The sequence below is a fragment of the Psychroserpens burtonensis DSM 12212 genome (assembly GCF_000425305.1).
Lineage (GTDB): Bacteria > Bacteroidota > Bacteroidia > Flavobacteriales > Flavobacteriaceae > Psychroserpens > Psychroserpens burtonensis.
In genome coordinates this window covers 1-25,821 of record NZ_AUDE01000022.1, presented here as the reverse complement: position 1 = coordinate 25,821, position 25,821 = coordinate 1, and the positions used below count along the sequence as shown (strand labels likewise).

General features: G+C 34.1%; 18 protein-coding genes, 1 tRNA gene and 1 pseudogene. 9 read left to right on the top strand and 11 right to left on the bottom strand.

Annotated elements, in window-relative coordinates; all coding sequences use genetic code 11:
• Positions 1-75: 75 nt before the first annotated feature.
• The 3 genes from H593_RS0110425 to H593_RS0110415 form a co-directional block, all read right to left on the bottom strand.
• A complete protein-coding gene (locus H593_RS0110425) occupies positions 76-1,863 on the bottom strand; it encodes a peptide MFS transporter (RefSeq protein WP_028872399.1) in 1,788 nt (595 codons plus the stop codon).
• A 70-nt stretch (positions 1,864-1,933) separates the two neighbouring features.
• Positions 1,934-3,508 carry a peptide MFS transporter gene (locus H593_RS0110420; protein ID WP_028872398.1) on the bottom strand — a complete coding sequence of 525 codons (1,575 nt, stop codon included), beginning with the start codon at positions 3,506-3,508 and terminating at the stop codon, positions 1,934-1,936.
• A gap of 24 nt (positions 3,509-3,532) precedes the next feature.
• The gene (locus H593_RS0110415) at positions 3,533-5,758 is read right to left on the bottom strand and encodes a S9 family peptidase (RefSeq protein ID WP_028872397.1); all 2,226 of its coding nucleotides are present in this window, start codon (positions 5,756-5,758) and stop codon (positions 3,533-3,535) included.
• Positions 5,759-6,098: 340 nt separating this feature from the next.
• On the opposite strand from H593_RS0110415, the gene H593_RS0110410 reads away from it, so the two are divergent.
• Both H593_RS0110410 and H593_RS0110405 read left to right on the top strand, forming a co-directional pair.
• Entirely contained in the window at positions 6,099-7,415 is a 1,317-nt protein-coding gene (locus tag H593_RS0110410) for a hydroxymethylglutaryl-CoA reductase, degradative (protein ID WP_028872396.1), read from the top strand.
• On the top strand, positions 7,416-8,366 hold the full coding sequence (locus tag H593_RS0110405; protein ID WP_028872395.1) for a GYDIA family GHMP kinase: 951 nt from the start codon (positions 7,416-7,418) through the stop codon (positions 8,364-8,366).
• 85 nt (positions 8,367-8,451) lie between these two features.
• On the opposite strand, the gene H593_RS0110400 is transcribed toward H593_RS0110405, so the two are convergent.
• The 7 genes from H593_RS0110400 to H593_RS0110370 all read right to left on the bottom strand — a co-directional run bounded on the left by H593_RS0110400 (position 8,452) and on the right by H593_RS0110370 (position 16,402).
• Positions 8,452-10,611 carry a peptidylprolyl isomerase gene (locus tag H593_RS0110400; protein WP_028872394.1) on the bottom strand — a complete coding sequence of 720 codons (2,160 nt, stop codon included), beginning with the start codon at positions 10,609-10,611 and terminating at the stop codon, positions 8,452-8,454.
• Between the two features lie 172 nt (positions 10,612-10,783).
• Positions 10,784-12,070, bottom strand: coding sequence for a hemolysin family protein (locus H593_RS0110395; RefSeq protein WP_028872393.1), 1,287 nt, complete (start codon positions 12,068-12,070; stop codon positions 10,784-10,786).
• Between the two features lie 2 nt (positions 12,071-12,072).
• The gene (locus tag H593_RS0110390) at positions 12,073-12,264 is read right to left on the bottom strand and encodes a hypothetical protein (RefSeq protein WP_028872392.1); all 192 of its coding nucleotides are present in this window, start codon (positions 12,262-12,264) and stop codon (positions 12,073-12,075) included.
• Positions 12,265-12,403: 139 nt separating this feature from the next.
• A complete protein-coding gene (lptC, locus tag H593_RS0110385) occupies positions 12,404-12,970 on the bottom strand; it encodes an LPS export ABC transporter periplasmic protein LptC (protein ID WP_028872391.1) in 567 nt (188 codons plus the stop codon).
• A complete protein-coding gene (locus H593_RS0110380) occupies positions 12,971-14,347 on the bottom strand; it encodes a tetratricopeptide repeat protein (RefSeq protein ID WP_245585037.1) in 1,377 nt (458 codons plus the stop codon).
• Positions 14,348-14,369: 22 nt separating this feature from the next.
• Positions 14,370-15,674 carry a BamG family beta-barrel-assembly machinery protein gene (gene bamG / locus H593_RS0110375; RefSeq protein WP_028872389.1) on the bottom strand — a complete coding sequence of 435 codons (1,305 nt, stop codon included), beginning with the start codon at positions 15,672-15,674 and terminating at the stop codon, positions 14,370-14,372.
• On the bottom strand, positions 15,674-16,402 hold the full coding sequence (locus H593_RS0110370; RefSeq protein WP_028872388.1) for a type III pantothenate kinase: 729 nt from the start codon (positions 16,400-16,402) through the stop codon (positions 15,674-15,676). The genes bamG and H593_RS0110370 overlap by 1 nt, the downstream gene beginning before the upstream one ends.
• Positions 16,403-16,592: 190 nt before the next feature.
• Between H593_RS0110370 and H593_RS0110365 the strand changes: the two genes are divergently transcribed.
• From H593_RS0110365 to ilvA, 7 genes and pseudogenes are all read left to right on the top strand, one after another.
• Positions 16,593-16,668, top strand: a tRNA-Phe gene (locus H593_RS0110365).
• Between the two features lie 1,099 nt (positions 16,669-17,767).
• The gene (locus tag H593_RS21255; protein ID WP_245585036.1) at positions 17,768-18,031 is read left to right on the top strand and encodes a hypothetical protein; all 264 of its coding nucleotides are present in this window, start codon (positions 17,768-17,770) and stop codon (positions 18,029-18,031) included.
• Between the two features lie 686 nt (positions 18,032-18,717).
• On the top strand, positions 18,718-20,397 hold the full coding sequence (gene ilvD / locus H593_RS0110350; protein ID WP_028872386.1) for a dihydroxy-acid dehydratase: 1,680 nt from the start codon (positions 18,718-18,720) through the stop codon (positions 20,395-20,397).
• 133 nt (positions 20,398-20,530) lie between these two features.
• Positions 20,531-22,264 carry a biosynthetic-type acetolactate synthase large subunit gene (ilvB, locus tag H593_RS0110345; protein WP_028872385.1) on the top strand — a complete coding sequence of 578 codons (1,734 nt, stop codon included), beginning with the start codon at positions 20,531-20,533 and terminating at the stop codon, positions 22,262-22,264.
• Positions 22,265-22,317: 53 nt separating this feature from the next.
• The gene (ilvN, locus tag H593_RS0110340) at positions 22,318-22,845 is read left to right on the top strand and encodes an acetolactate synthase small subunit (protein WP_028872384.1); all 528 of its coding nucleotides are present in this window, start codon (positions 22,318-22,320) and stop codon (positions 22,843-22,845) included.
• Between the two features lie 14 nt (positions 22,846-22,859).
• Positions 22,860-24,359, top strand: a complete 1,500-nt coding sequence (ilvC, locus tag H593_RS0110335) for a ketol-acid reductoisomerase (protein ID WP_028872383.1) — start codon at positions 22,860-22,862, stop codon at positions 24,357-24,359.
• A gap of 155 nt (positions 24,360-24,514) precedes the next feature.
• Positions 24,515-25,543: pseudogene (gene ilvA, locus H593_RS18940) on the top strand (threonine ammonia-lyase IlvA); the annotation flags it as partial.
• 40 nt (positions 25,544-25,583) lie between these two features.
• Here the strand turns inward: ilvA and H593_RS0110325 are convergent.
• Positions 25,584-25,821, bottom strand: a 238-nt coding sequence (locus tag H593_RS0110325) for an integrase core domain-containing protein (RefSeq protein ID WP_028872382.1), incomplete at its 5' end; no start/stop codon positions are given.

Below are 25,821 nucleotides of genomic sequence, written 5' to 3'. Positions count from 1 at the left end.
GCAAAAGTTGTTCCGAACTTACAAAAAATGCTCCAAAAGTGGAGCATTTTAAGTTGTTTTAACAGATTTACTCGATTATCGTACGCCATGCATTAGTTTTTTGAGTAATGGATTAAGTATTACAGAAATAATACCTACAGCAATAGGAATCAAAGTGAAAATTAAAAAGAAATGACTTATAGAATATTGCTCACTTATTGAATCAATCATTCCTCCCATTTTTCCTGCAGCTTTTTGACCGATAGCGATAGCCAAATACCAAATCCCGAACATAAAACCAATCATACGACCAGGAACTAACTTACTCAAATAAGATAAACCCACTGGAGAAATACACAATTCTCCCATAGTATGAAACAAGAAAGCCATTATTAAAAATATCATACTTACAGAAGCTGTTTTTGCACCTTGAGGGACATCTCCAGTTCCATATGATAAGAAGGCAAAACCTAAACCTAATAAGACTAAACCAATACCATATTTCATGGCTGCGCTCGGATTGTATTTGCTTTCCCACCATTTTGAAAACAATGGGGCTAATGTTATAATAAAGAAAGAATTCAAAATTCCAAACCAAGAAGCGTCAACTTCATTTCCGTCTTGTGAAAATTTATCTATTAATCTAAAAATTACTAAAACCCATAAACCAATAAATGCAATAGCAAGAACGATATTAGACATCCCTATTTTTTTATATGTTTTCTTAGATAAAAGTATAAGCACCCAAGTAATAATAACCAAAGGAACGGTTGTCAATAATAAATCTACAATTTTAAAGATCATTGCAGAGTTACCTACTAAACTTCTATCTGTATAATCTCTTGCAAACAAAGTCATTGATCCCAGCGCTTGCTCGAAAAAAGCAAAGAAGAACACTGTAAACACACCAAAAATAGAGACAGCAATAATGCGATCTCTTACAATGGGCATATAACGCGAAATTCTAGTAACCAATAAAATTAAAAATAAAATTAATGCTGTAAGGACGACCACATTTGAACCACTCATATTACCTACCGTAAAAGGCAGTAAATTGGTGTTCTCAATCTTTTCTAATGGGTCATTAAACAGGTATAATAAACCTCCAACAGAAGATAAAAGGATTAAAACCTTATCAAACAGCGTAAATGAATTCAATTTTTCTTCAGTAGCCCTAGAAGTGTCATGTTCCTTTGGACTTCTCTCATTTATATTTTGAGGCAGCTCCACTTCATGAACTCCAGTTGGTTTTCCACCGATGCTTCCAAAAAGATCTTTTGCTAACCAAAATTGAATCAAACCCAATAGCATGAATATTCCAGCTAATCCAAATCCGTAACTCCAACCATAATTTTCTGCTAAGTAACCACAAAGCATCATACCAAAAAAAGCGCCTGCATTAACACCCATATAATAAATAGTATAGGCTCCATCTTTTTTAGATTCTTTACCTTTATACATGTCAGATATCATTGACGTCATATTTGGCTTAAAAAATCCTGTTCCAATAATCAACAATCCTAAACCTAAATAAAAAGTGGTTGTCGTTTCTAATGCCATAGCCGCATGGCCAAGTGTCATAAGTAAACAACCTATAACAACTGCGACTCTATATCCAGTATAATTATCTGCAATCCATCCACCAAGAATTGGCGTGAGGTATAGCAACGAACCATAAGTACCAATGAGAGATAAGGCATTTTCACTAGTCCATCCCCATCCTGCATTACTATCGATTAATGGCGCTGTTAAGAATAATATAAGCAGAATTCGCATTCCGTAGAAAGAAAAGCGTTCCCACATTTCTGTAAAAAATATAACGAACAGTCCAGCTGGATGACCAATGACTTTGTCGTTAAATAGATTTTCAATATCCGTATTCATAGAAAGTAAATTAAGTTAGAAAAGAAAAACCCTAGCAATACTAATTTTGCTAGGGTTTATATATTAAATATTAGTTATTAATGTCTGGATCTGCTAATTCGAAACCTTCGGTTTCATCATTATGCATGATACGTTCATTGTCTTCTGCCCCATGAGTAAGGCGTTTCAATGGTTTTAAAAGTAAAATCACTAGTAAACCAAAGACTACTGTAAATATTACGATACCTGAAAAAATAGTATATTCTCCAAAACTTACAGATTTCTCGCCTAAAATACCGGCTACTTTTCCTCCAAGACCAGTAGCTGCAAAATATAATCCCATCATTAAGGATGCATATTTAATCGGTGCTAATTTAGTAACGAATGATAAAGATACTGGAGATGAAGATAATTCACCAATGGTATGAAATAAATACGCTAAAACTAACCATTGCATTCCAGAACTTCCATTAGCATCATACTCTCTAACAGCAAAAATCATAAACACAAAACCAAGTCCCATAATTATTGTTCCTGTTGCCATTTTAAATAATGATGACGCTTCTTTGTTTTTAAGTTTTCTCTTCGCCCAAATATTGGCTACCCAAACAGCTAATAATATAATGAATCCTGCATTAAGCCCTTGAAACATTGGTGTAGGGATCAAATAACCGAACAACATTCTATCTGTTTTTGTTTCGGTATACACACTCATTAATCCTCCTGCCTGTTCAAATGCACCCCAAAAAACAATCACTAATAAAAAAGAAAGCAGTAACACTAAAAAGCGATCTTTCATTATGTTACTTTCTAAACTTTTATAAATCATCATCAATAATCCAACCACAAAAGAAAGAAAAATAAACAACGCTCCATATCCCCAATGATCAACACCTTCAAATGTAAATCCTGCATAAATTGAAAGTGCTAGTAGCACAATAAATATAACTAATTGTATTGGAGATTTAAATATCTTAGAGAATAATTTAACGATAGAAACATCATTACTGTTTTCTTCTGCTGTAGGTTTATTACCTACATGTTCAATATACTTTTGACCGTAAATGTATACCGCTAAACCAAAAAGCATTGCAAAACCTGCCAATCCAAAACCTGCATGCCAACCCCATTCCGCAACTACAACACCAATTATAGAAGTCGCCAAAAGTGAGCCTAAATTAATTCCTATATAAAATATACTAAACCCTTTATCGCGCCTAATATCTCCTTTTTTATAAAGACCTCCAACCATTGTAGAAATATTAGGTTTTAAACATCCAACACCAATAATAATCAAGGTTAGACCTACGAAGAAAGCCCAATCAGATTCTATTGCAAGGGTTCCATGCCCTAAAACTAATATAACAGCTCCAAGCATAACTGTTTTTCTCTGTCCTAATACCTTATCAGCCAATATACCTCCTGGAATTGAGATCACATATACCAACATGACATACCAACCGTATAATTGATATGCTTCAAGATTTGTCCAACCTAAACCTGGTCCATCTTCATGAGATGCTTCTGCGATCATATAAATAACCAATATTGCACGCATTCCATAATATGAAAAACGTTCCCACATTTCTGTGAAGAATAACACATATAGACCTACTGGATGACCAAATAGTTCTTTTTGATGCGGTTTTAAAGTTGTTGCTGACATAAAATTATTTATTAGTTAGTTATTTTATTCTTTGATTTTGACGTCTTCTTCCTTAGATACTTTCTTCATATCCCTATCGGCACCTAAATGATCATGAATGAAGTTTGTCATTTTCTTATATAAGTGTAATCTCGTATTCCCTCCTTTAATACTGTGATTATTGTCTGGATAGATCATCCATTCAAATTGCTTATCTGCTTGAATTAAGGCGTCTACCATGCGCATTGTATTTTGAACATGCACGTTATCATCACCTGTGCCATGAATTAATAAGAAATCGCCTTTTAATTTATCTACATGATTAATTGGTGAGTTTTCGTCATATCCTGAAGCATTCTCTTGAGGTGTTGTCATGTAACGCTCTGTATAGATTGAATCATAATATCTCCAACTCGTTACAGGTGCTACAGCAATTGCCATAGAAAACGTATCATTCCCTTTAAATAAGGCATTACTACTCATAAAGCCTCCATAACTCCAGCCCCAAATGCCAATATTATGTTCATCAATATAGGCTAATTTTCCCAATTGCTTTGCTGCTTGTATTTGGTCCTCAACTTCGTATTTCCCTAATTCATTTTGTGTGACTTTCTTAAAATCTGCACCTTTAAAACCAGTCCCTCTACCATCAATACAAACAACAATGTACCCTTGTTGTGCCAAGTGTTGATACCAATAATCATTAGCGCCATTCCATCGGTTAGCGACTTGCTGTGAACCAGGACCAGAATACTGATACATAAATAATGGATAGGTTTTAGTCTCATCAAAATTTGCAGGCTTAATCGTCCACATATTTAAGTCATTACCATTAATACTAATGGTACTAAATTCCTTGTCAGATATTTTGTACTGGGATAACTTCTGTGAGAGTTTGTGGTTGTCTTTGATACTTTTTACTAGGTTTCCAGTCTTAGAATTATTCAACGTGTACTCTGGCGGATTAGTCGCACTTGAAAAAGTATTAATGAAGTATGTGAAGTCTGCACTAAAGGAAGCCGAATTTGTTCCTGTACTTTTTGTTAAGCGTTGTTTCTTTTTTCCATTGAGGCCAATTGAATAAATGCTCCTGTTGATTGAACCGTCTTCTGTTGATTGATAAAAAATTCGTTTTGTTTTTTGATTATAGCCATAATAATTGGTCACTTCCCAATCCCCAGATGTCACTTGATTTATAAGTTTTCCGGTTTTATCATAATGGTAGATGTGGTTCCACCCATCCTTTTCACTTGTCCAAATAAAGCTATTATCTTTTAAGAAGGTTAAATTAGAAGTAACATCTATATATGCTTTATCAGTTTCAGCCAAAACTAGATCGCCACTTAATGTTTCCGCATTGATCACCCATAAATCAAGCTCGTTTTGATGTCTATTTATGTATTGAGCACTTAAAACATTAGCATCGTTAGACCACTTAATTCTAGGGATATAAAAATCACTATATGTTCTATTTAGCTTAACTTCTTGTGTGTTATTTTTAGCTAAATCGAAGATATGAAGTGACACCTCAGAATTTGTTTCACCTGCCTTCGGATATTTAAAAACGGTTTGAGTTTGGTATAATTGCTGGCCATAAACATCCATAGAAAATTCTGGAACATTAGTTTCGTCAAATCTAATAAATGCTATTTTATTGCCCTCTGCATTCCACTCAAAGGCTCTAACGAAACCAAACTCTTCCTCATAAACCCAATCTGTAATTCCGTTGATGATCTTATTCTTCTCACCATCTAAAGTGATTTGTTGGGTTTTACCCGATGTTAAATCCTTTATGAAAAGATTATTATTTAATCCGTAAGCAACCTTATTACCATCTGGTGAAAATGTAGGCTCTTGTATTTTTTCTTCGGAAATTAGTGTGGTCGATGTCGTTTTTGTGTCGTACACATAAAACTGACCTAATGTTGAACGTCTAAAGATCGATTCCACCTTTGTCGCTAATAATACTTTAGTTTCATCCTCACTAAATGTATAGTTTGATAAACTATCAATAGCACTAATATCTCTCGAGTTCACAAGGGTATTAACTTTACTTAGTGTTTTGTAATCATAGACATCAATTTTGGATGCCTTATTTTCATGATTCAAAACCGAATATTGCTGTCCATTATTCATAGAATGCAAGGCATCCAATCCCACTGCTTTAAATGTTCCGTCCCATATTTCTTCAAGCGTGATGTCCTTATTTTGTGCTGAAGATAAAGTGGTTACAAAAAATACAAGAAATGCTAGGGATTTGAATATATTCATAGAGGTGTTTTTTTGACAAAGTAATGTCAAGTTTACTAAAAATAATGCAAAAAACAGTAACTATGATGTGTTAAATGGCAATAATATGGTAATACCACAATATTAAAACCAAGAATAGTATCTTTGCATTTTGAATTAAATACTAAATAAACATTAAAATAAACTATATTATTTGTTTCTACTGAACTTATACTTCACTAGAAAACAAAACTGTAGCTAACGCTATGCTTTGATTTTATTATTCATGTAAACTCAATAATGTTCAAATTATTTATGGTTCATTTTAAAACTTATTTGATCTCACAGCAACTTCATGTTATCAAACATTAACTTATAGCAGATGAACAAAACCATTACTGGATTTTCCAAATTATCAAAATTAGAAAAAATTGATTGGCTTGTTAATACTTATTTTAAAGATGTAGAGTCCGCAAAATCACTTTTAAAACAGTACTGGAATGAAGATAAAAAGATACAACAGCGTCACGACGAGTTTATAGAAAACACGATAACCAATTACTATTTACCGTTAGGCGTTGCTCCTAATTTTCTAATTAATGATAAAATATATGCCATACCAATGGCTATAGAAGAAAGCTCTGTTGTTGCTGCAGCTAGTAAAGCTGCAAAATTCTGGTTTGATCGTGGTGGATTTAAAACCAACGTTATTTCAACTGAAAAAATTGGTCAAGTCCATTTCATATTTAAAGGCGATAGCTCTAAACTTAAGCAATTTTTCAAAGCGAATAAACCAAAACTTATTGAAGCTTCTAAATCACTTACCCAAAACATGGAGAAACGCGGTGGTGGTATTTTAGATATACAACTCAGAGATAAAAGTCAAGATATTGATAATTATTACCAACTACATGCCACCTTTGAAACAATGGATGCCATGGGAGCAAACTTCATTAACTCTTGTTTAGAACAATTTGCCAAAACACTTAGAGAAGAGGCTCAAAAATTTGAATTATTTTCTTTGGAAGAGAAGAACATCCAAGTCATTATGTCTATTCTTTCAAATTATGTTCCTCATTGCCTAGTTAGAGCAGAAGTGAGTTGTAAAGTTGAAGAACTGACTGAAAACTCTAATAGGTCTTCTCAAGAATTTGCTGAAAAATTTGTGCAAGCAGTCAATATTGCAGAAATTGAGCCTTATCGCGCTGTCACTCACAATAAAGGCATCATGAATGGCATTGATGCAGTGGTTTTAGCTACGGGAAATGATTTTAGAGCTGTAGAAGCAGGTGTTCATGCTTACGCTTCTCGAAATGGACAATACTCCAGCTTAACTCATGCAAAAATTGAAGATGGTGTTTTTACCTTTTGGATGGAAATACCTTTGGCCTTGGGAACCGTTGGCGGATTAACGAAACTTCATCCTTTAGTAAAATGGGCGCTAGAACTTCTTGGCGAACCCTCTGCAAAAGAATTAATGCAAATTGTTGCTGTTGCCGGATTAGCTCAAAATTTTGCGGCACTTCGTTCACTAACGACTACTGGAATTCAAGAAGGTCATATGAAAATGCACTTAATGAATATCTTAAATCAATTTGAAGCGACTTCTGAAGAAAAAATAATCCTTATTAAACATTTTACAACTCATACTGTGACGTATAGTGCTGCGATGGAAGCTATAAATAATCTAAGGAAATAAATGAAAAGCTTCTACAGTCACGGAAAATTATTACTAACAGGAGAATATGTAGTTCTTGATGGTGCAATTGCATTGGCTGTTCCGAGTATTTACGGTCAATCCTTAAATATAGAAAAAGGGAAAGACGGACTACTTAAATGGACTAGTTTAGATGAACATGGGACTATTTGGTTTAAAACTGAATTTAGACTACATCATAAAAATATTACTTCATCGCTAACTCCTCTCGATGACATATCAGATCGGTTATTGCAGATATTGAATGCGGCAAAACAACTTAACCCAGAGTTTTTAAATGACGCTGAAGGATATCAAATCACAACAGAGTTAGGGTTTCCTAAAAACTGGGGACTTGGAACGTCATCCACATTAATTTCTAATATTGCTAGCTGGGCAGAGGTAGATGCTTATGCTCTATTAGAATTAACATTTGGAGGAAGTGGTTATGACATTGCATGTGCTAAGGCCACTGGAAGTTTAATCTTTCAGTTAAATAAAGTTGATATTTCTCGCTCTACTCCAAATGACAACGAACAATTAATTACCGCTGTTGATTTCAATCCTAGCTTTAAAAATCACATTTACTTTGTTCATCTTAATCAAAAGCAGAACAGTCGTGATGGGATTAAACAATACAGAGCGCACAACTCAGACGTATCCTCTTCAATTGTAGGAGTCAATGTGATAAGCCAAAGTATGATTGCGTGCGAGACACTTAGTGAGTTTCAAAACTTAATGAGCGAACATGAACAGCTCATTTCAGAAATCATAAAAGAAACACCAATCAAAACACGTCTGTTTAACGATTTCAAAGGCAGTATAAAAAGCTTAGGCGCTTGGGGAGGAGACTTTGTTATGGTCGCTACAGAAGACAATCCAACTGCTTATTTTAAATCTAAAGGGTACACGACAATTTTATCGTATTCTGAAATGGTTTTAAAAACGAATTAAAATTCACATCCTATTATTATCCAAATGATATCAAAAAAAAAGCTCTACAATATGTGGAGCTTTTTTTTATATATTTTTAAAAAGACTAGTAGAACGAAGCTCTATTGTCTTCAATATCTGCCGTTTCTTTTAAAGCATTATATACTTTAGTCTGAACTGCACTTGACCTTGTGGCACTTAAGCGACTGGCCATCGATTGATAGTTTTCTAGTTTGGCTGCTTCTTGAATATTAGAAACAGAGACCATATAAACACCTCTATCTCCATCTATTAAACCTGAAGTTTCCCCATCTTTTAATCCAAAAGCTGTACCTACAACTTTAGGCTCTAAACCAGCACCCGTAATTGTTGGGTTTTTCATATTCACAGCAGCAGAATTACTTGTTGGCCTAGATTGATTTTTAGAAACCTCATCTACAGTAGTTCCAATAACTTTATCACGAATCAATTTGGCTTTCTTTTCTTTTCTAATATCACCAAGTACAGATGCAGAAGCTGTTTCTGGATCCATTAAACCTTTCTTGCTTATTTTGGTAACTTGTGCAACTGCGTAACCACCTCCAGGAATTGTAAAACGCTTAAAATCACCTACCTTAGTTCCGTTTTCAAACGCCCATTTTACCATACCTCTTTGACTTCCTAGTCCTGGTATTTGTTCATCTAAAACCTTAATACCACTCACAGGTTTCACAGCAAGTTTACGTTCTGTTGCTATATCTTGAAAAACAGCACCTTGAACTGAAAGCTCAAATTTTGAAGCTTCAGTAAATACATTATCAATAGTTTCTGTTGACGGCTCAATATTTCTTACAATTGTAGCGACCTTGACAGCCTTAGAGGCTCCTTTTTGATCTAATATTTCAATAATATGAAAACCAAATTGGGTTTGTACAACATCTATATCACCAACATTATTTTGAAATTCAAAGTCACTAAAGGGTTTCACCATTTGTGTGCTGGGGTGAAAATCATAAACACCACCTTTATCAACACTTCCTTGATCTGATGACAATGCAGTAACTAACTCCGGAAATTTAGAACGGTTTGCTTTTACAATAGCTAATACGCTATCTGCAGTTATTTTTGCTTGTTCGACTGTTTGTAGCACATCTGGTGTAGCACTTGATGCTCCAACATGCGGAATTAAAATATGACGAACTTTAGCTGAATCTGGCATTTGCTTTGTTGCGACCATCTTAGTTAACTTCATCATCGCACCATCTTTGTAAGGACCATAAACATCTCCTACATTTAACTTGAATAATGTATCTGCAACCACTGCTGGTAATGCAGATTTTTTAACAAATGCATCGTTATAGTTGTCATCTGAAGCTGCTACGTAGTTAACATAACTTTCTAAATTTGCCTCCTTTACATTTCTAAAAGCTACAATCGTATCATTCTTACCATTTTCAAAAACAGCTTTACCAGTTACGAAAACTTCAAGATCATTTTTTAAATTATTTTCATCATCTAAACTAGCTGCCTCTTTAAACTCGACAAAAACGATGTCGCGAGATGCATCAACTTCAAATTGCGCTTTGTTATTATTGATATAAGCATTGATGTCACTTTTAGTAATATCTATTAAGCTATCGTTAATTGTTGAGTAAGGTATTTGAACATATCTAATGTCTCTAGTAGAGTTCTCTAAAAGATACTCTACCTCAGCTTCATTTAATGTTGCATTAACTCCGGCCTTAACCATATTAAAGTAAGCTCTTTCTTGAGCACCAATAGCAATAGAATTTTCACTATTGACCCAATCGTCATAATTTAACTGAAAGGTTCCAAGAACAGAACGCTCTGGATATATCGCTTTAAGGTTAGCGACAAATTCTGTTAATTTATTCTCATCAAAAAGACCTACTTCATTTTGAAACTCTGTATACGTTCCAAAATTTTGCTTAATCAAATCTTTCATTTGATCCTGTTCAACAGTCATGCCTAAATCCTCAAACTGCGTATTCATTACCGCACGACGTACTTCTTGGTCATAAACTCTATTCATTGCTTGGGTAGACGTAGCATTAGGACCTAATTGTCTCTGCATATTTTCAACCTTAGACATGAAGTCTATTCTATCAATGTTTTTACCATTAACACTCGCTACAACATCCTGAGCTGTACCCAATAATGCATCACTATTTTTAAATAGATCTGCAAGTACAAATGAAAATAACGCTAGTGCTATGATTAATATCAAAAACAGTGAACGTTGTCTAATTTTATTTAAAACTGCCATTTTTTTGTAAAATTTATCGAATTATAAGTGGGCGAAAATACCATTTTCTATCAAATAATAAAAATAGATGTCTGTTTTTATTACCGATTTATAGTAGGTTTCATCGAATGTTGATCAAATCTTGAATTTAAAGTTATAATTGAACCATCATGGCGCAGAACAAATCGCTATTTTAATAGTGATCAATAATTTGAAGTGTAACCAAATCAATTTTAGTAGAAGACACCTCTAAAATGGTGAATTTAAAGCTTCCAATAGTGATTTGATCATGTATTTGAGGAATTTCTTCAGTTTCATCTACGATAAGACCTCCTAGAGTTTCATAATTCTCACCATCAGGAAGATTGAGCTTATAAGTCTCATTAATGTAATCTACTTCTAAACGTGCAGAAAACTTATAATTATTGGTGTCTATTTTTTCTTCTATCAAAGCCACCATATCGTGTTCATCTTCTATTTCTCCAACAAGCTCTTCTACAATATCTTCTATGGTCATTATCCCAGCAGTTCCTCCATATTCATCTATTACAACTGCCATACTCTTACGTTTTTTAGTCAAAATACTGAGTACGTCTTTGACCAACATAGTTGCTGGCACGTAAACCACTGGTTTAACAATAGACTTTATAGTTTCAGGCTTTTTAAATAATTCAAAAGAATGGACATATCCTAAAATATCGTCAATACTCTCCTTATAAACTAAAATTTTAGACATTCCAGACTCGATGAACAATGCACTTATATTGGCAATAGAATCTTTCACCGCCACCGCCACAATCTCTGTACGCGGTATCATGACTTCACGAGCTTTTACTTCGGAAAACTCCAACGCCTTCTTAAAAATCTGTATTTCACTATCGACTTCATCATGCTCTTCTAAAGATTCCATTTGTTCACTAATGTAGTTCCCTAGCTCTACTTTGGTCATGGCTAATTGAACATCGTCACCTTCAGTTTTAAAAAAACGTTTGAGGATAATATCTGATATGGAAATAATAAAAGAAGATATAAACCAAAACAGCACATAAAAGATATAGGCTGGGAAAGCAAAAATCTTTAGGAATGAATTGGCATAGATTTGAAAGAAGACTTTTGGGAGAAATTCCGCAGTAAACAAAATAATAATTGTTGAGATTATAGTTTGTGACAAAAGGCTTAAGTCTGCTAATAAATAGTTAACCACTTGATATTTTGATGACATAGTTCCAAACCAACGCATCAAAACGTCTCCCATTAAAAAACCATAAATAACTAACGCTATATTGTTTCCAATAAGCATAGTTGCTATAAATTTTGAAGGTTTTGCTGTAAGTCGTGTTAAAATATTAGCGAGAAAATCACCTTGTTTTTTCTCGATTTCTATATGAATCTTATTGGAAGACACGTAAGCAATTTCCATTCCTGAGAAAAAAGCCGAGAACAATAACATTACAATAATGATCACTATGCTTAAATCCATAGCTATGAACCTTTACGATTACCAAATTTATTTTTGAATTTTTTTCTAAAGAAGAACATAAAAATTGCTAAGGCGGCAAATACGAAAGATATCATTGATTTATTACCGTCTTCTCCCCAACTTACAAAACCATCATAAATAAATAATACTGCAAAAAACAGATATATATATTGAAAGAACTGAAGGATTTTCATGTGTTTATATGTATTATTTTTAAACGGTCGCCTGTTGTTCGCTATTCATCATTCTCTTGAATGACAACGTTTTTAACATGCTCGTTTCATAAAACTATTTGACTATTAGAGTACAAAGATAAAGATGTTTTACAATTATTTAATCTTTTAGTATCATATCTCCCTTGCCCTCTAGAATTGTATAGTTTTTGAATTTAGTATCTGAGTCAAAAATATCGCCATTACCATTATTGGCTGTTGCAGATTTTAAACGTACTGGTAAATTTGAAAATAACCATTCTCGCTTTTGATCGTAATAGAGCTGCTCTGCAAACAGGCTGTCTTTTTGAGGCGTAATTAAAATAACATTGCCTTGTAGATCAATTAAATCTGTAGCATTGTACACAATAGCATAATCTGCAAGCACCACGTTTTTTTGATTATTCTCATCATACAAGGACAAACGCACACCATCAGGAAACTCAGAAAATGAAAAGCCTCGATTAGAATAATCTAACATCTTAGGGCTTTCTAAGTTCGCAATAACTTTTCCTATAGAGTCTTCTGCTTCGGTATACTTTAAATTAATGTTTTTAGCTTCACCAATAGGTTGATTTTGAAGTATCCCAATTTGTTGAACGTCATTAAGATTGCTTTCACATGAAAAAAGCATAGTCACAACGATGGTTGTGACTATGCTTAATTTTATATATAACTGTTTTTTCATTTATAGATTAGGCACTTTTACACTACCACCAATCCAACATCCAATTGTGATTGTTTTTCCTGCCATATTATCAGAAAATATCTCACCTTTAGTTGGCGCATTTGCTCTATAAGCGGTTGCTGTTTGTGCTGCATTACTTCTTAAACCTGGATCAACTTGACCTGCTCTTTCTGCCTCATCTGCGGCATACCAGAATACAGCTCTTTTATTAAAGCTATCACTACCACAATTGTTAGCACTTTTAGCATACATTGATGCAATATATAAGTGAGGAGTACCATCAGAAGGATTTAAATTTAATGCCTCTCTATAGTACGTTCTTGCAGAACCGTAACTTCCTTGCTTTTTAAAATCATTTGCAATCTTCTTTGCCATTCTCGCTTTCTTGATTGGATCGTCTTGTAAATCATAAGACTCTCTAACATATTTATCTGCTTCGCTATTTTTACCTTGTTTTCTCAACACTGTAGACACAAAATACTTTGTTTCTGCAGATGGATCTACTTGATCGTAAGCTTTTACTAATTCAATATATAAAGGATCATCTGTACAATCTTTATTATACATTTTACTTACTGCTCTTTTTAACCAAGCCGCATCATTTTTGTAATTCTCAAAATCCTTTTTATATAATGGAATTAAATTCTCACAGTTAGCTAAATCTCCAATGTAAGCATCTAAGCTTCCTGAAATTTTACCGTTAGCTTCTAATTTTCTTTGATAAAAGTCTTTATACTTTCCTTCAGTTCTTGTTAAGGCAGTACCAGCTGCTTCTTTTTCAATTAATTTATTTAATGATATCGCATACTTTTCATTTAGATCATCTAATTGATCATTAACATCATCGTATTTATCAAATACCTTTTGAATCTCAAATTTTCCAGCTTTAAATAAATCTACAGTTTTAGTAAAATACACATACAGGCCTTTAGTACTTGTGAAATCTGATCTATAGTTTTTAAACTCCAAATCAAATGCTTCAAATATTTGGTAATCTGTTAGACCTAAATCCTTTTGGTTCTCATATTTTTTAAGTGCTTTTTCCTCTTCGATTTCACCTTTTGGATACTTACTAGCAAAATTCTCTCCCGCAGCATCTAATAAAGCCATATAATCTGAAATGAATGCTGTTTTTTCTGCACCTGTAGAATTGTCGATTTTATGATCTAAAATCTTTTCTCCGTACTTATATATTGCGATATTAAACTTTGGGCATTTATTTCTAACTTTCATCCAAGGCTCGTAAGCTTCGTCATAGTTCTTACTCTTAACATAATCATTCATCAATGTTAAATTAAGCATACACTCCTCATCTTGCTGAGCAAAACTAAAGTTTGTCACCATTAAAAGCACCGCTACGATTAAAGTAATTCTCATTTTCATCTTCTTGTAATTTATGTTAGTTATATTTTCTTTTTTCAAACCACCTATCGTTTAGTGATAAACTAATTTTTAGACTTAAAAAGTTTTCTTCGATGAGGTTTTGGTTTGTTGTTCCTCTTTTTCCAAACTCAACACCAAGGTTGGCATTTGAAAACACATTCCCAACTGGTAACCCTACTCCAAAAGATATGCCAAACTCATTTATAGTTTCATCATTAATAACTAAACCAGTATTCTCAAAGTAGAAACCAGCCCTATAAGTTATTCGTTTCCAGTAGCTTCCAAAAGAATTATAATCTGGAATAAAAAACCCTCCGAAAGAGACATTTGAAGCATTTTCAAAATTAGAATTTTGTATAGAAACTATTGGGTTTGCAAATTCACTTGTATTTTGCCGCGTATATTCTCCACCTACAAACCATGCTCTAGGTTTTCCAATCCCAGCACCAAATGAAAATCTAGATGGTAATGTTAAGTTAGTTTCTGCTAAACCTTCAGCCTCTAAATTCCCATCAACTTCGTTGACTAGGAACTCTTGACCACTAGTTGCATTGATAACAATTGTAGAAAAAGATCTTTCATTTATTGAGGATAAATCACTTTTTGGAGAATAGGTTAATCCTGCTTGAAGTTCTAACTTTTCATTGATCATGGTTCTATAAGTCAAACCAATATTAAAATTAAGACCACTTAAATCTGATCGATTACTCTCTCTAGATTGATACTGTACCAAATTACCTTCGTCATCATAAACAAACTCAATTGCGGTGTTTTGAATATTTCCGAAGTTATAATTCATATCAACACCAACGCTTAGCTTGTCTGAAATACTATAGCCTAAACCTAGAAATGCTCTGTTAACTCCGCCTTCACCACTATATCTATTCGTAATTACATCTTCATTGGTGTCTTCTAACTTATATCCAACAGCCGAGTAAGGGACTAATCCAAATCCAAATCCAAATTTCCCTAAGGGCATAGACAACGCTAAATAATCAAAAGTTGTGGAGCTTACTTCGGCCTCCCCAGAATTAGCATTTAAAGTAGTACTGTTATTACTAGCTCCAACAGAAAACTTAATAGGCCTATTTTCTTTGTTCCAAACTGTAAGATTTGGACTAGCATAAGCTGCAGGGTTTCTCAAGTTGACATGAATACTATCTGTATAAATACTCAACCCTCCCATACTTCTGTTTTCAACAGTTCCTTTGAATTTCAATGTTCCTATTCCGTAAAATGAATATGGAGATGCTGTACCTTGCTGACCGTACGATTGTATGGCAAAAAAAGCAACTAAAACTATTACAAGTTTTTTTATCATTATTGTGAATTATATTCTAAAATAAAATTCAAACCTTCTAAAAGAAAATTTGAATGGGCAAATATGCTATTTTTTAATTGGTTTGACAAGAATTTGGTATCTCCTCCTGTTAAAATAACTGTTAAATGCGAATATTTTTTTACATATTCATCAATCACACCATCAATTTCTTTTAAAACTCCAAACACAACTCCTGAATGGATTGAACTCTGAGTAGAGTTACCCAAAATATCTTCGGGCAATTGCGTATTCAATAACGGTAAATTAGCAGTTAAATTATTTAGTGTTCTATATCGCAACCTAATACCCGGAGAAATAGCACCTCCTAAATATTCGTTCTTTTTGTTTATAAAATCATACGTTATACATGTACCTGCATCAATAATTAATACATTGTTATCTGGAAACTGTTTTACAGAAGCGCTTACTAAGGCTATGCGGTCTACTCCCAATGTTTTTGGTGTAGCATACAAGTTCATAAATGGCAATTTTAGTTTATGGGAAAGCTCTAAAACTGTAATTTTATTTTTAAGAGATTCAATATGTGAAGTTTTCAATTTTCCTACGGAAGACACAATCGCTTGATCAATTTTAGGATATGATTTTAGCACCTGCGCTACCATCATATCAAAATCGCCAATGTCGCCAACAACTTTACCTATAAGCTTACCTAAATCAAAAACAGCCAACTTGATAGATGTGTTTCCTACGTCAATAATTAAATTCATATATCCCTTAAAAGCTCTAAACTTACGAAATACAGCTCCAAATCAGAATAGTAATTAACCAAATTATAACATTATTTCGGTTAAAATCAATGATTTAAACCTCATATGAAATTATTAATTATTTTTTTGAATTTTAGTTTTGTGAATGATAAAAATGAGCCTATATTTGCACTCGCATTTTTATGCCATTGGTGCCTTAGCTCAGTTGGTAGAGCAATGGACTGAAAATCCATGTGTCCCTGGTTCGATTCCTGGAGGCACCACCACTAAAAAGTCTTAAACGTTTAGAAATAAATGATTTAGGACTTTTTTGGTTTTTAGAAGGGACAACATCATTGACAAGTTTATTAAAACTATTAATTTTATTGAAAAACAGAACTATCGGGATTTATCCTAAATCACTAAAAAAGGGTCTTGCGAATTCAATTCTTACCTGCTCCAAAACCAACAAAACACCTCATCTAATAGCCAGTCGACTTTTAAAATTCAGTATACTTCACGCCTTAAGTGAATTACATACAGACTTAATTATAGTGTTTCTGAAAACTACTAGATTATTAAAACTATTTAAATTTGTATAGATCTTCATAATTATCGACACTACAAGTTTATCACTGCCGCAGACAGATGAGCAACGAAAATAAAAGTTTAGCTATCTTAGCTTTACAATGAAGATATCGATAATTGTTTATATTATATTTTTAGCAACAATTTAAACTCACTCAAATTTGAAAAGAAATCAAACTGACTTTATAAAAAATTCGGGAATTGGTGCTTTTGCATTTCTTTCGGTTCTTGAATTTTGCAGTTTCATACAATATGTATTTAGAAACATTCTGATTATATCGAAAACGCAGTCCACACTAATTCTATGGCTACCTGAAATAGTAAGTCTCATCATCTTTATTATAATTCTTATCTGGATTATTAATAAGTTCAACAAACTTGTAGAAATAAATACTCGGAAAACTCTAATTATATCTATAGTAATATTCTTTGGAATTATATTACTACAATATCTTTTCACGTTTTACGGAACAAGTTATTTTATAGATCAATATTTCGAGGAATTTGAATTATATCATAATGCTCGAAAAGAAAATTACGAATTACAAGGATATATCGCTTTTATTCCGATTTTAAAATATCTGATTTTCGGAATTATATTATTCGTTAAAAGATAAACCGAGAAAAACCTGTGCACAACACCGCATTTAATTTATTGCTAGTTCTCGACTACTTGCAAGAACACTTACTCCTAGTAGCTATCAGGATTATATTCAATTTGAATTTACTAATTTAGATACTTAAAACGTGCAAATAACCATACACACATCTTGATAAGTTAAAAGAAAATACTAGAAAATGATTGAAAGGTTAGAAAATAGCGAGTTAGAAATATCTAAAAAAATACGTTCAGTTTTTCAAGTATCCTATAAAATAGAAGCTAAATTATTAAATGCAACTAATTTCCCTACCTTAAAAAGACCTCTTGAAGATTATATAAAAAGCAATACATCCTTTTATGGATATTCAAAAAACAGAGAACTAGCTGGAGTTATTGAAATTGATTATAATAGTCACCATACACTGATCAGAAGTTTAGTAGTAAATCCTCTTTTTTTTTAGACAAGGTATAGCAAGACAATTAATAGAATTTATTTTCAACACATTTAATTCGAATCTGTTTGCAGTTGAAACTGGACTTGCTAATGGCCCAGCAAGTATATTATACAAGAACTTTGGTTTTATAGAAGTTAAACAATGGGATACCGACCACGGAATTAGAAAAATAAAATTTGAAAAGAGAATAAATAACTAAGCACATCACAGTATCTAATTAATCACCCGTTCCAGCCTACTCTCGAAAACCCTCGATCCCTCTAGCTATCAAGACTCTATTCCGTTTGTGTTTGGTAAATTAGATGCTATAAGCACGTAGACTTCCATATAACAAACGTTAGCTGCTATTCCTGCATTTCGTTCAAAATTCTACTCTACTTCTAACAACAACCAAAAAATAATTAATAATACCTAATTGAAAACCTACAGCTAAATCATTTCTATTAGTAATGTTTCATTTAGATAAGTGGTCCTATGATGACCTGAACAATAAACTAATTTTTAATCTTCTTTTTTCTAGAGATTTTTTTGTGCAAAAAAAACATCCTATTGAACATCATAGAAGTTTAAATTTAAAAAATTGGTAATCAATTAATTAACTACAATTTTAAACTATTGAGTTTAACCTCTACAGAATAACAATAGAAGGTAACATAAACCAAACAAGTACTTTAGTTTGAGTAAATAGAAATATGAGTCAATTAAACAAATACAGTAGAGCCGTAACACAAGACCCTACACAACCTGCAGCGCAAGCAATGTTGCATGCCATTGGATTAACTAAAGAAGATTTTTTTAAACCTATTGTTGGGATTGCAAGCACAGGTTACGAAGGCAACCCATGTAATATGCACCTCAATGATTTAGCAAAATTGGTAAAGGAAGGTACGAAAAATGAAGACATCATCGGATTAATTTTTAATACCATTGGTGTAAGCGACGGAATTTCTATGGGAACACCAGGAATGCGTTACTCATTACCATCTCGAGATATCATTGCAGATTCTATGGAAACTGTAGTTCAAGCCATGAGTTACGACGGTTTGATAACTGTTGTGGGTTGTGATAAAAATATGCCGGGAGCATTAATGGCAATGATACGCTTAGATCGCCCATCAATACTAGTCTATGGCGGAACCATTGATTCTGGTTGCCATAACGGACAAAAATTAGATATCGTTTCTGCATTCGAAGCCTGGGGCTCTAAAGTCGCGGGCACAATGGATGAAAACGAATACCAGAGTATCGTTGAAAAAGCATGTCCTGGTGCAGGAGCTTGTGGCGGCATGTACACTGCTAACACAATGGCGTCTGCAATTGAGGCTTTAGGCATGGCACTACCTTTCAATTCTTCTAACCCAGCATTAAGCGATGCTAAAAAAGAAGAGTCTGTTAAAGCTGGTGAGGCCTTAAGATTGCTTTTAGAGAAAGATATAAAACCAAGTGATATTATTACTAAGAAATCGCTAGAAAATGCGGTTCGATTAGTGACCATTTTAGGAGGCTCAACAAATGCAGTATTACACTTTCTAGCAATAGCAAGAGCAGCTCAAATAGAGTTCACGCTTAAAGATTTTCAAGATATAAGTGATAATACACCCTTTTTAGCTGATTTAAAACCAAGTGGGAAATATCTAATGGAAGATGTTCATGCTATTGGAGGAATTCCTGCAGTGATGAAATATTTACTAACAAAAGGTATGCTTCATGGGGATTGTTTAACCGTCACGGGAAAAACGATTGCAGAGAACTTATTAGATGTTGACGACCTAAAAGAAGGACAAGACGTTATCAAACCCATTGAAGATCCAATCAAGGTTTCTGGTCACTTACGTATGCTCTATGGAAATTTAGCAACTGAAGGAAGTGTCGCTAAAATCACAGGAAAAGAAGGTTTAAGTTTTAAAGGAAAAGCGAAAGTATTCGAAGGTGAATACGCAGCGAATGATGGCATTAGAGATGGAAAAGTAGAAAAAGGAGATGTTATTGTCATTCGATACGAAGGACCAAAAGGTGGACCAGGAATGCCAGAAATGCTAAAACCAACAGCCGCAATTATGGGTGCAGGCTTAGGTAAAGATGTTGCACTCATTACCGATGGACGGTTTTCTGGAGGAACGCACGGTTTCGTCGTTGGACATATAACTCCTGAAGCTCAAGAAGGAGGGACAATAGCATTAGTTAAAGATGGCGATATCATTACTATAGATGCAGAAACCAATTCTATTTCAGTTGAAGTTTCCGAAGAAGAATTACAAAAAAGAAGACAATCATGGAAAGCACCAGCGCTGAAATTTGAGCGTGGTGTCCTTTATAAATATGCAAAAACAGTATCATCAGCATCTAAGGGCTGCGTTACTGACGAGTTCTAACACCGTCCTGAGCAGGCAGGAAAGTGACCAGAGAAAACTAAAAGTTAAAAAAGTAAAGCACAACAGTAAGAACACAAGAATACGAGTAATCAAACAACAGCTCCCTCTTTAGGAGGGTTTAGGGATAAAAAACATGAATACACAAACTATAAATGCCCAAACAAAAAACAACCAAACTACTGAGCGAATCTCTGGTAGCGAAGCCATCATAAAGTGTTTGTTAGCGGAAGGTGTAGAGATCCTTTATGGGTATCCTGGAGGTGCAATTATGCCAGTTTATGACGAACTATACAAGTATCAGGATAAAATTCATCACGTATTAACACGACACGAACAAGGCGCTACACATTCTGCTCAAGGTTATGCAAGAATCTCTGGTAAAGTTGGTGTCGCTATAGCCACTTCTGGTCCGGGAGCTACCAATTTAATCACGGGAATTGCAGACGCGCAAATAGACTCAACAGCAATGGTGTGCATCACTGGTCAAGTAGGCTCACATTTATTAGGAACTGACGCCTTTCAAGAAACCGATATTATTGGTATTTCTACGCCTGTGACCAAATGGAATTGTCAAATTACTAAAGCCTCTCAGATTCCTGAAGTGATGGCGAAAGCATTTTATATCGCTAAAAGCGGAAGACCAGGACCTGTTTTAGTTGACATTACGAAAGATGCACAATTTGAAGAATTCGATTTTAAATACGAAAAATGCACAAGAATACGCAGTTATGTTCCAATACCTGAAACAGATAAAAATTCATTAATAGCTGCTGCCAAATTAATAAACACCGCAAAAAAACCTTTAATAGTTTGGGGACAAGGTGTGATTTTAAGTGAAGCGGAAGCGGAATTTAAAGCCGTAGTTGAAAAAGCAGGAATTCCATCAGCTTGGACTATTTTAGGAGCTTCAGCATTACCGACATCTCACAATTTAAACGTTGGCATGTTAGGGATGCATGGCAATTATGCTCCAAATGTATTAACCAACCAATGTGATGTTTTAATTGCAATTGGAATGCGATTTGATGATCGTGTTACAGGAAATACAGCAACCTATGCGAAGCAAGCAAAAGTGATTCATTTTGAAATAGACCCTGCAGAAATTGATAAAATTATAAAGACAGACGTTGCTGTTTTAGGAGATGCCAAAGCAAGTTTAAACGCGTTATTACCATTATTGAATGAGAATTCACACAAAGCGTGGCACCAGGAGTTTAAGGATTTATATAAAATAGAATACGAGAAAGTCATTAAAGGCGATTTATATCCCACCAAAGAAGGCTTAACGATGGGTGAAGTCATCAAAGAAATTAATATACAAACCAAAGGTCACGCGGCTATTGTGAGTGATGTTGGCCAGCACCAAATGATTGCCTGTCGCTATGCTCAATTTAACACCACTAAAAGCAACATTACTTCTGGTGGATTAGGCACTATGGGCTTTGCCTTACCAGCAGCAATTGGAGCAAAAATGGCTGCACCAGAGCGTGAAGTAGTTGCCATTATTGGTGATGGTGGTTACCAAATGACCATTCAAGAGTTAGGGACCATTTTTCAGCAAAAAGTACCGGTTAAAATTGTGGTGTTAAATAATGAATTCCTCGGTATGGTTCGTCAGTGGCAACAACTCTTTTTCGATAAACGTTATGCTTCTACGGAAATGTTAAATCCCGATTTTGTAGCGATTGCCAAGGGGTATTTTATTGATGCTAGAAAAGTAACAACCAGATCAGACTTAAAAGATGCCATTAAAGAAATGATTGCTAGCGATGGCCCTTATTTTCTAGAAGTAAGAGTAGAAAAAGAGGGCAATGTATTCCCTATGATTCCTACAGGAGCGAGTGTTTCAGAGATGAGATTGGAGTAAACTACAAAAAGAGCATATGGACAGAATATTAGAGCGCTAAACATAAAAGCAGAATGGACGAACATCAATTGTATACCGTATCGATTTACACTGAAAACAATATTGGATTGTTAAACCGTATTTCGGCAATTTTTCAAAGACGACATATTAATATAGAAAGTATTAATTCTTCAGTTTCGGAAATTGAAAATGTCACTAAATGGATTATGGTCGTTAAACTTTCTGAAGACCAAATGAAAAAAATCATAGGTCAAATTGAAAAGCAAGTCGAAGTCATTAAAGCGTATTATCATACCGAAGAAGAGACGATTTACCAAGAAACATGTTTATTTAAAATTAAATCTGACTTATTGTTCAATGAACGTCAAATTCAGAACATAATAAAAGATAGTTACGCGAGAATCGTCACTGTCAATAAAGAATTTTTTGTGATTGAAAAATCTGGCAGAAAAGAAGAAATAGACTTGTTACACAGAGAACTAAGCGTTTTTGGAATCATGCAATTCACCCGCTCTGGACGTATTGCAGTGACTAAAGACGAAATGAAAATATCTACAATGCTCAAGGCCTTGCAACATTAAAAACAACCGAAAAAATGTCAAATTATTTCAACACATTATCATTAAGAAATCAATTAGAACAATTAGGAAAGTGCCGCTTTATGGACGCTTCAGAATTTGAAGAGAGTGTCAACATTTTAAAAGGAAAGAAAATCGTAATCATAGGTTGCGGTGCACAAGGTTTAAATCAAGGTTTAAATATGCGTGACTCTGGCTTAGATATTTCTTATGCCTTACGCCAAGTAGCTATTGACCAAAAACGAGATTCCTTTAAAAATGCAAGATCAAATGATTTTACTGTTGGCACCTATGAAGAGCTTATTCCTAGTGCCGATTTGGTATTAAATTTAACACCAGATAAGCAACATTCTAATGTTGTAAAAACGGTGATGCCCCTAATGAAAAAAGGAGCAACATTGAGCTACTCTCATGGTTTTAATATTGTTGAAGAAGGCACACAAGTACGTGAAGATTTAACCGTGATCATGGTCGCACCGAAATGCCCAGGAACTGAAGTTCGTGAAGAATACAAGCGTGGTTTTGGAGTACCAACCTTAATTGCTGTACATCCAGAAAACGATCCTGAAGGAAAAGGTTGGGCTCAGGCAAAAGCATATGCTGTCGCAACTGGCGGCCATAAAGCGGGTGTTTTAGAATCCTCCTTTATTGCCGAAGTAAAATCTGATTTAATGGGCGAACAAACTATTTTATGTGGTTTGTTACAAACAGGAGCCATTTTATCCTTTGACAAAATGATTGAAAAAGGAATAGAGGCTGGCTATGCTGCAAAACTAATTCAATACGGTTGGGAAACTATTACTGAAGCTTTAAAACATGGCGGAATAACTAATATGATGGATCGGTTATCTAACCCGTCAAAAATTAAGGCACATCAACTTTCCGAAGAATTAAAAGATATTATGCGTCCGCTTTTTCAAAAGCATATGGATGATATTATCTCAGGTCATTTTTCAAAAACAATGATGGAAGATTGGGCTAACGCTGATTTAAATCTATTAAAATGGAGAGCTGCAACTGGCGAGACTGCATTTGAAAAAACAAAGCTAACATCCAATCATATTAGTGAACAAGCCTATTTTGATCATGGCGTTTTATTAGTAGCCTTTGTAAAATCTGGTGTAGAATTAGCATTCGAAACGATGGTAAGTACTGGTATAGTTGAAGAATCTGCCTATTACGAATCCTTACATGAATTACCATTAATTGCAAATACAATTGCTAGAAAAAAATTATTTGAGATGAATCGCGTGATTTCTGATACTGCAGAATATGGCTGTTACTTATTTGACCATGCATGTAAGCCCTTATTAGCCGATTTTATGAAAACCGTAAAAACGGATATTATTGGTCAATCCTTTTCGACATCAAATTCAGTAGATAATAGTGAGTTAATTGCAGTAAATGATGCCATTAGAAGTCACCCGATTGAAGCAGTTGGCCAACGTTTAAGAACGGCTATGACCGCAATGAAAGGGATTGAAACGACAACAGTTAAAGATTCAATTTTAGCTTAGAACATAAATGAAGTTATACTATCACACTGAGCGCACCCGATAATTATCGGGACGACGGGCTAAGATAGAAATATATTTATTCTGTCAGGTTTTTCAAACCTGACAGGTATTAAAAAAGATGACAGGAAAAAGAGATTCCTGCTTTCGCAGGAATTATGGAAGAAACAAAAACAACCTACAGACCAACTCTAGAAGCAATTGAAGCTGCTGCTAAAAAATTAAAAGGTATCGCATCTGTGACACCTTTAATAAAAAATGCACGCTACTCTAAGCAGTTTGGAGCCAACATATATTTCAAAAGAGAGGATTTACAAGAAGTTCGTTCTTATAAAATACGTGGTGCTTATAATAAAATATCATCTTTAAATACGTCTCAAATAGAGAATGAAATTGTTTGTGCAAGTGCCGGTAATCACGCGCAAGGCTTTGCCCTCTCTTGTAAGTTATTAAAAATTAAAGGCACTATTTTTATGCCTTCACCAACACCTAATCAAAAAATTGAGCAGGTAAAAATGTTTGGCGAAGACTACATAGATGTTATTTTAATTGGGGATACGTTTGATGATGCGTACCACGCCGCAATGACACAATCTGAAAGATTAAACAAAACCTTTATTCATCCGTTTAATGATAAAAAAGTGATTGAAGGTCAAGCAACGGTGGGTTTAGAAATCATAGAACAAGCTAAAACCCATCCAATTGACTATGTATTTGTAGCGGTGGGTGGTGGCGGACTTGCTGCAGGATTATCATCTGTTTTTAAAATTTTATCACCACAAACTAGAGTTATTAGTGTCGAACCAAAAGGCGCAGCTTCTATGTTAACGTCCATTAGAAATAATAAAAACACAGAGTTAAAAACAATAGATAACTTTGTAGATGGTGCTGCTGTTAAACGCGTTGGCGATTTGAACTTTGCCATTTGTAAAGAAACTCTGCATCGTGTAGTTGAAGTTGATGAAGGCAAAATTTGTCAAACTATTTTAGACCTGTATAATAAAGACGCCATCGTTGTTGAACCCGCAGGAGCCTTGAGTCTTTCTGCTTTAGATCAGTTTTCCGAAGAGATAAAAGACAAAAACGTAGTGTGTGTGATTAGCGGAAGCAATAACGATATTACACGTACTGCAGAGATTAAAGAACGTGCCCTACTTTACGCAAATCTAAAACACTATTTCATTGTTAATGTCTTGTCCTGAAATATGGCTACAGGTTAAAATTGAATTAAGCTGATAATTTATATACCATATTTGGTGTTTTATAATCTAAAGATAAATGTAATCTTACTTCATTGTACAAATTAATTGCATTTTTTGCAGCTCTCTTTGCGTGTGCTACATTATCAAAGGTTTGATCGAGATAAAATTCATCTTTTAAGATACCGTTTACACGCTCTGCCATTGCGTTTTCGTAACAATGATTTTCTTCAGTCATACTAATATTTATCTTTTTTCTTTTAAGT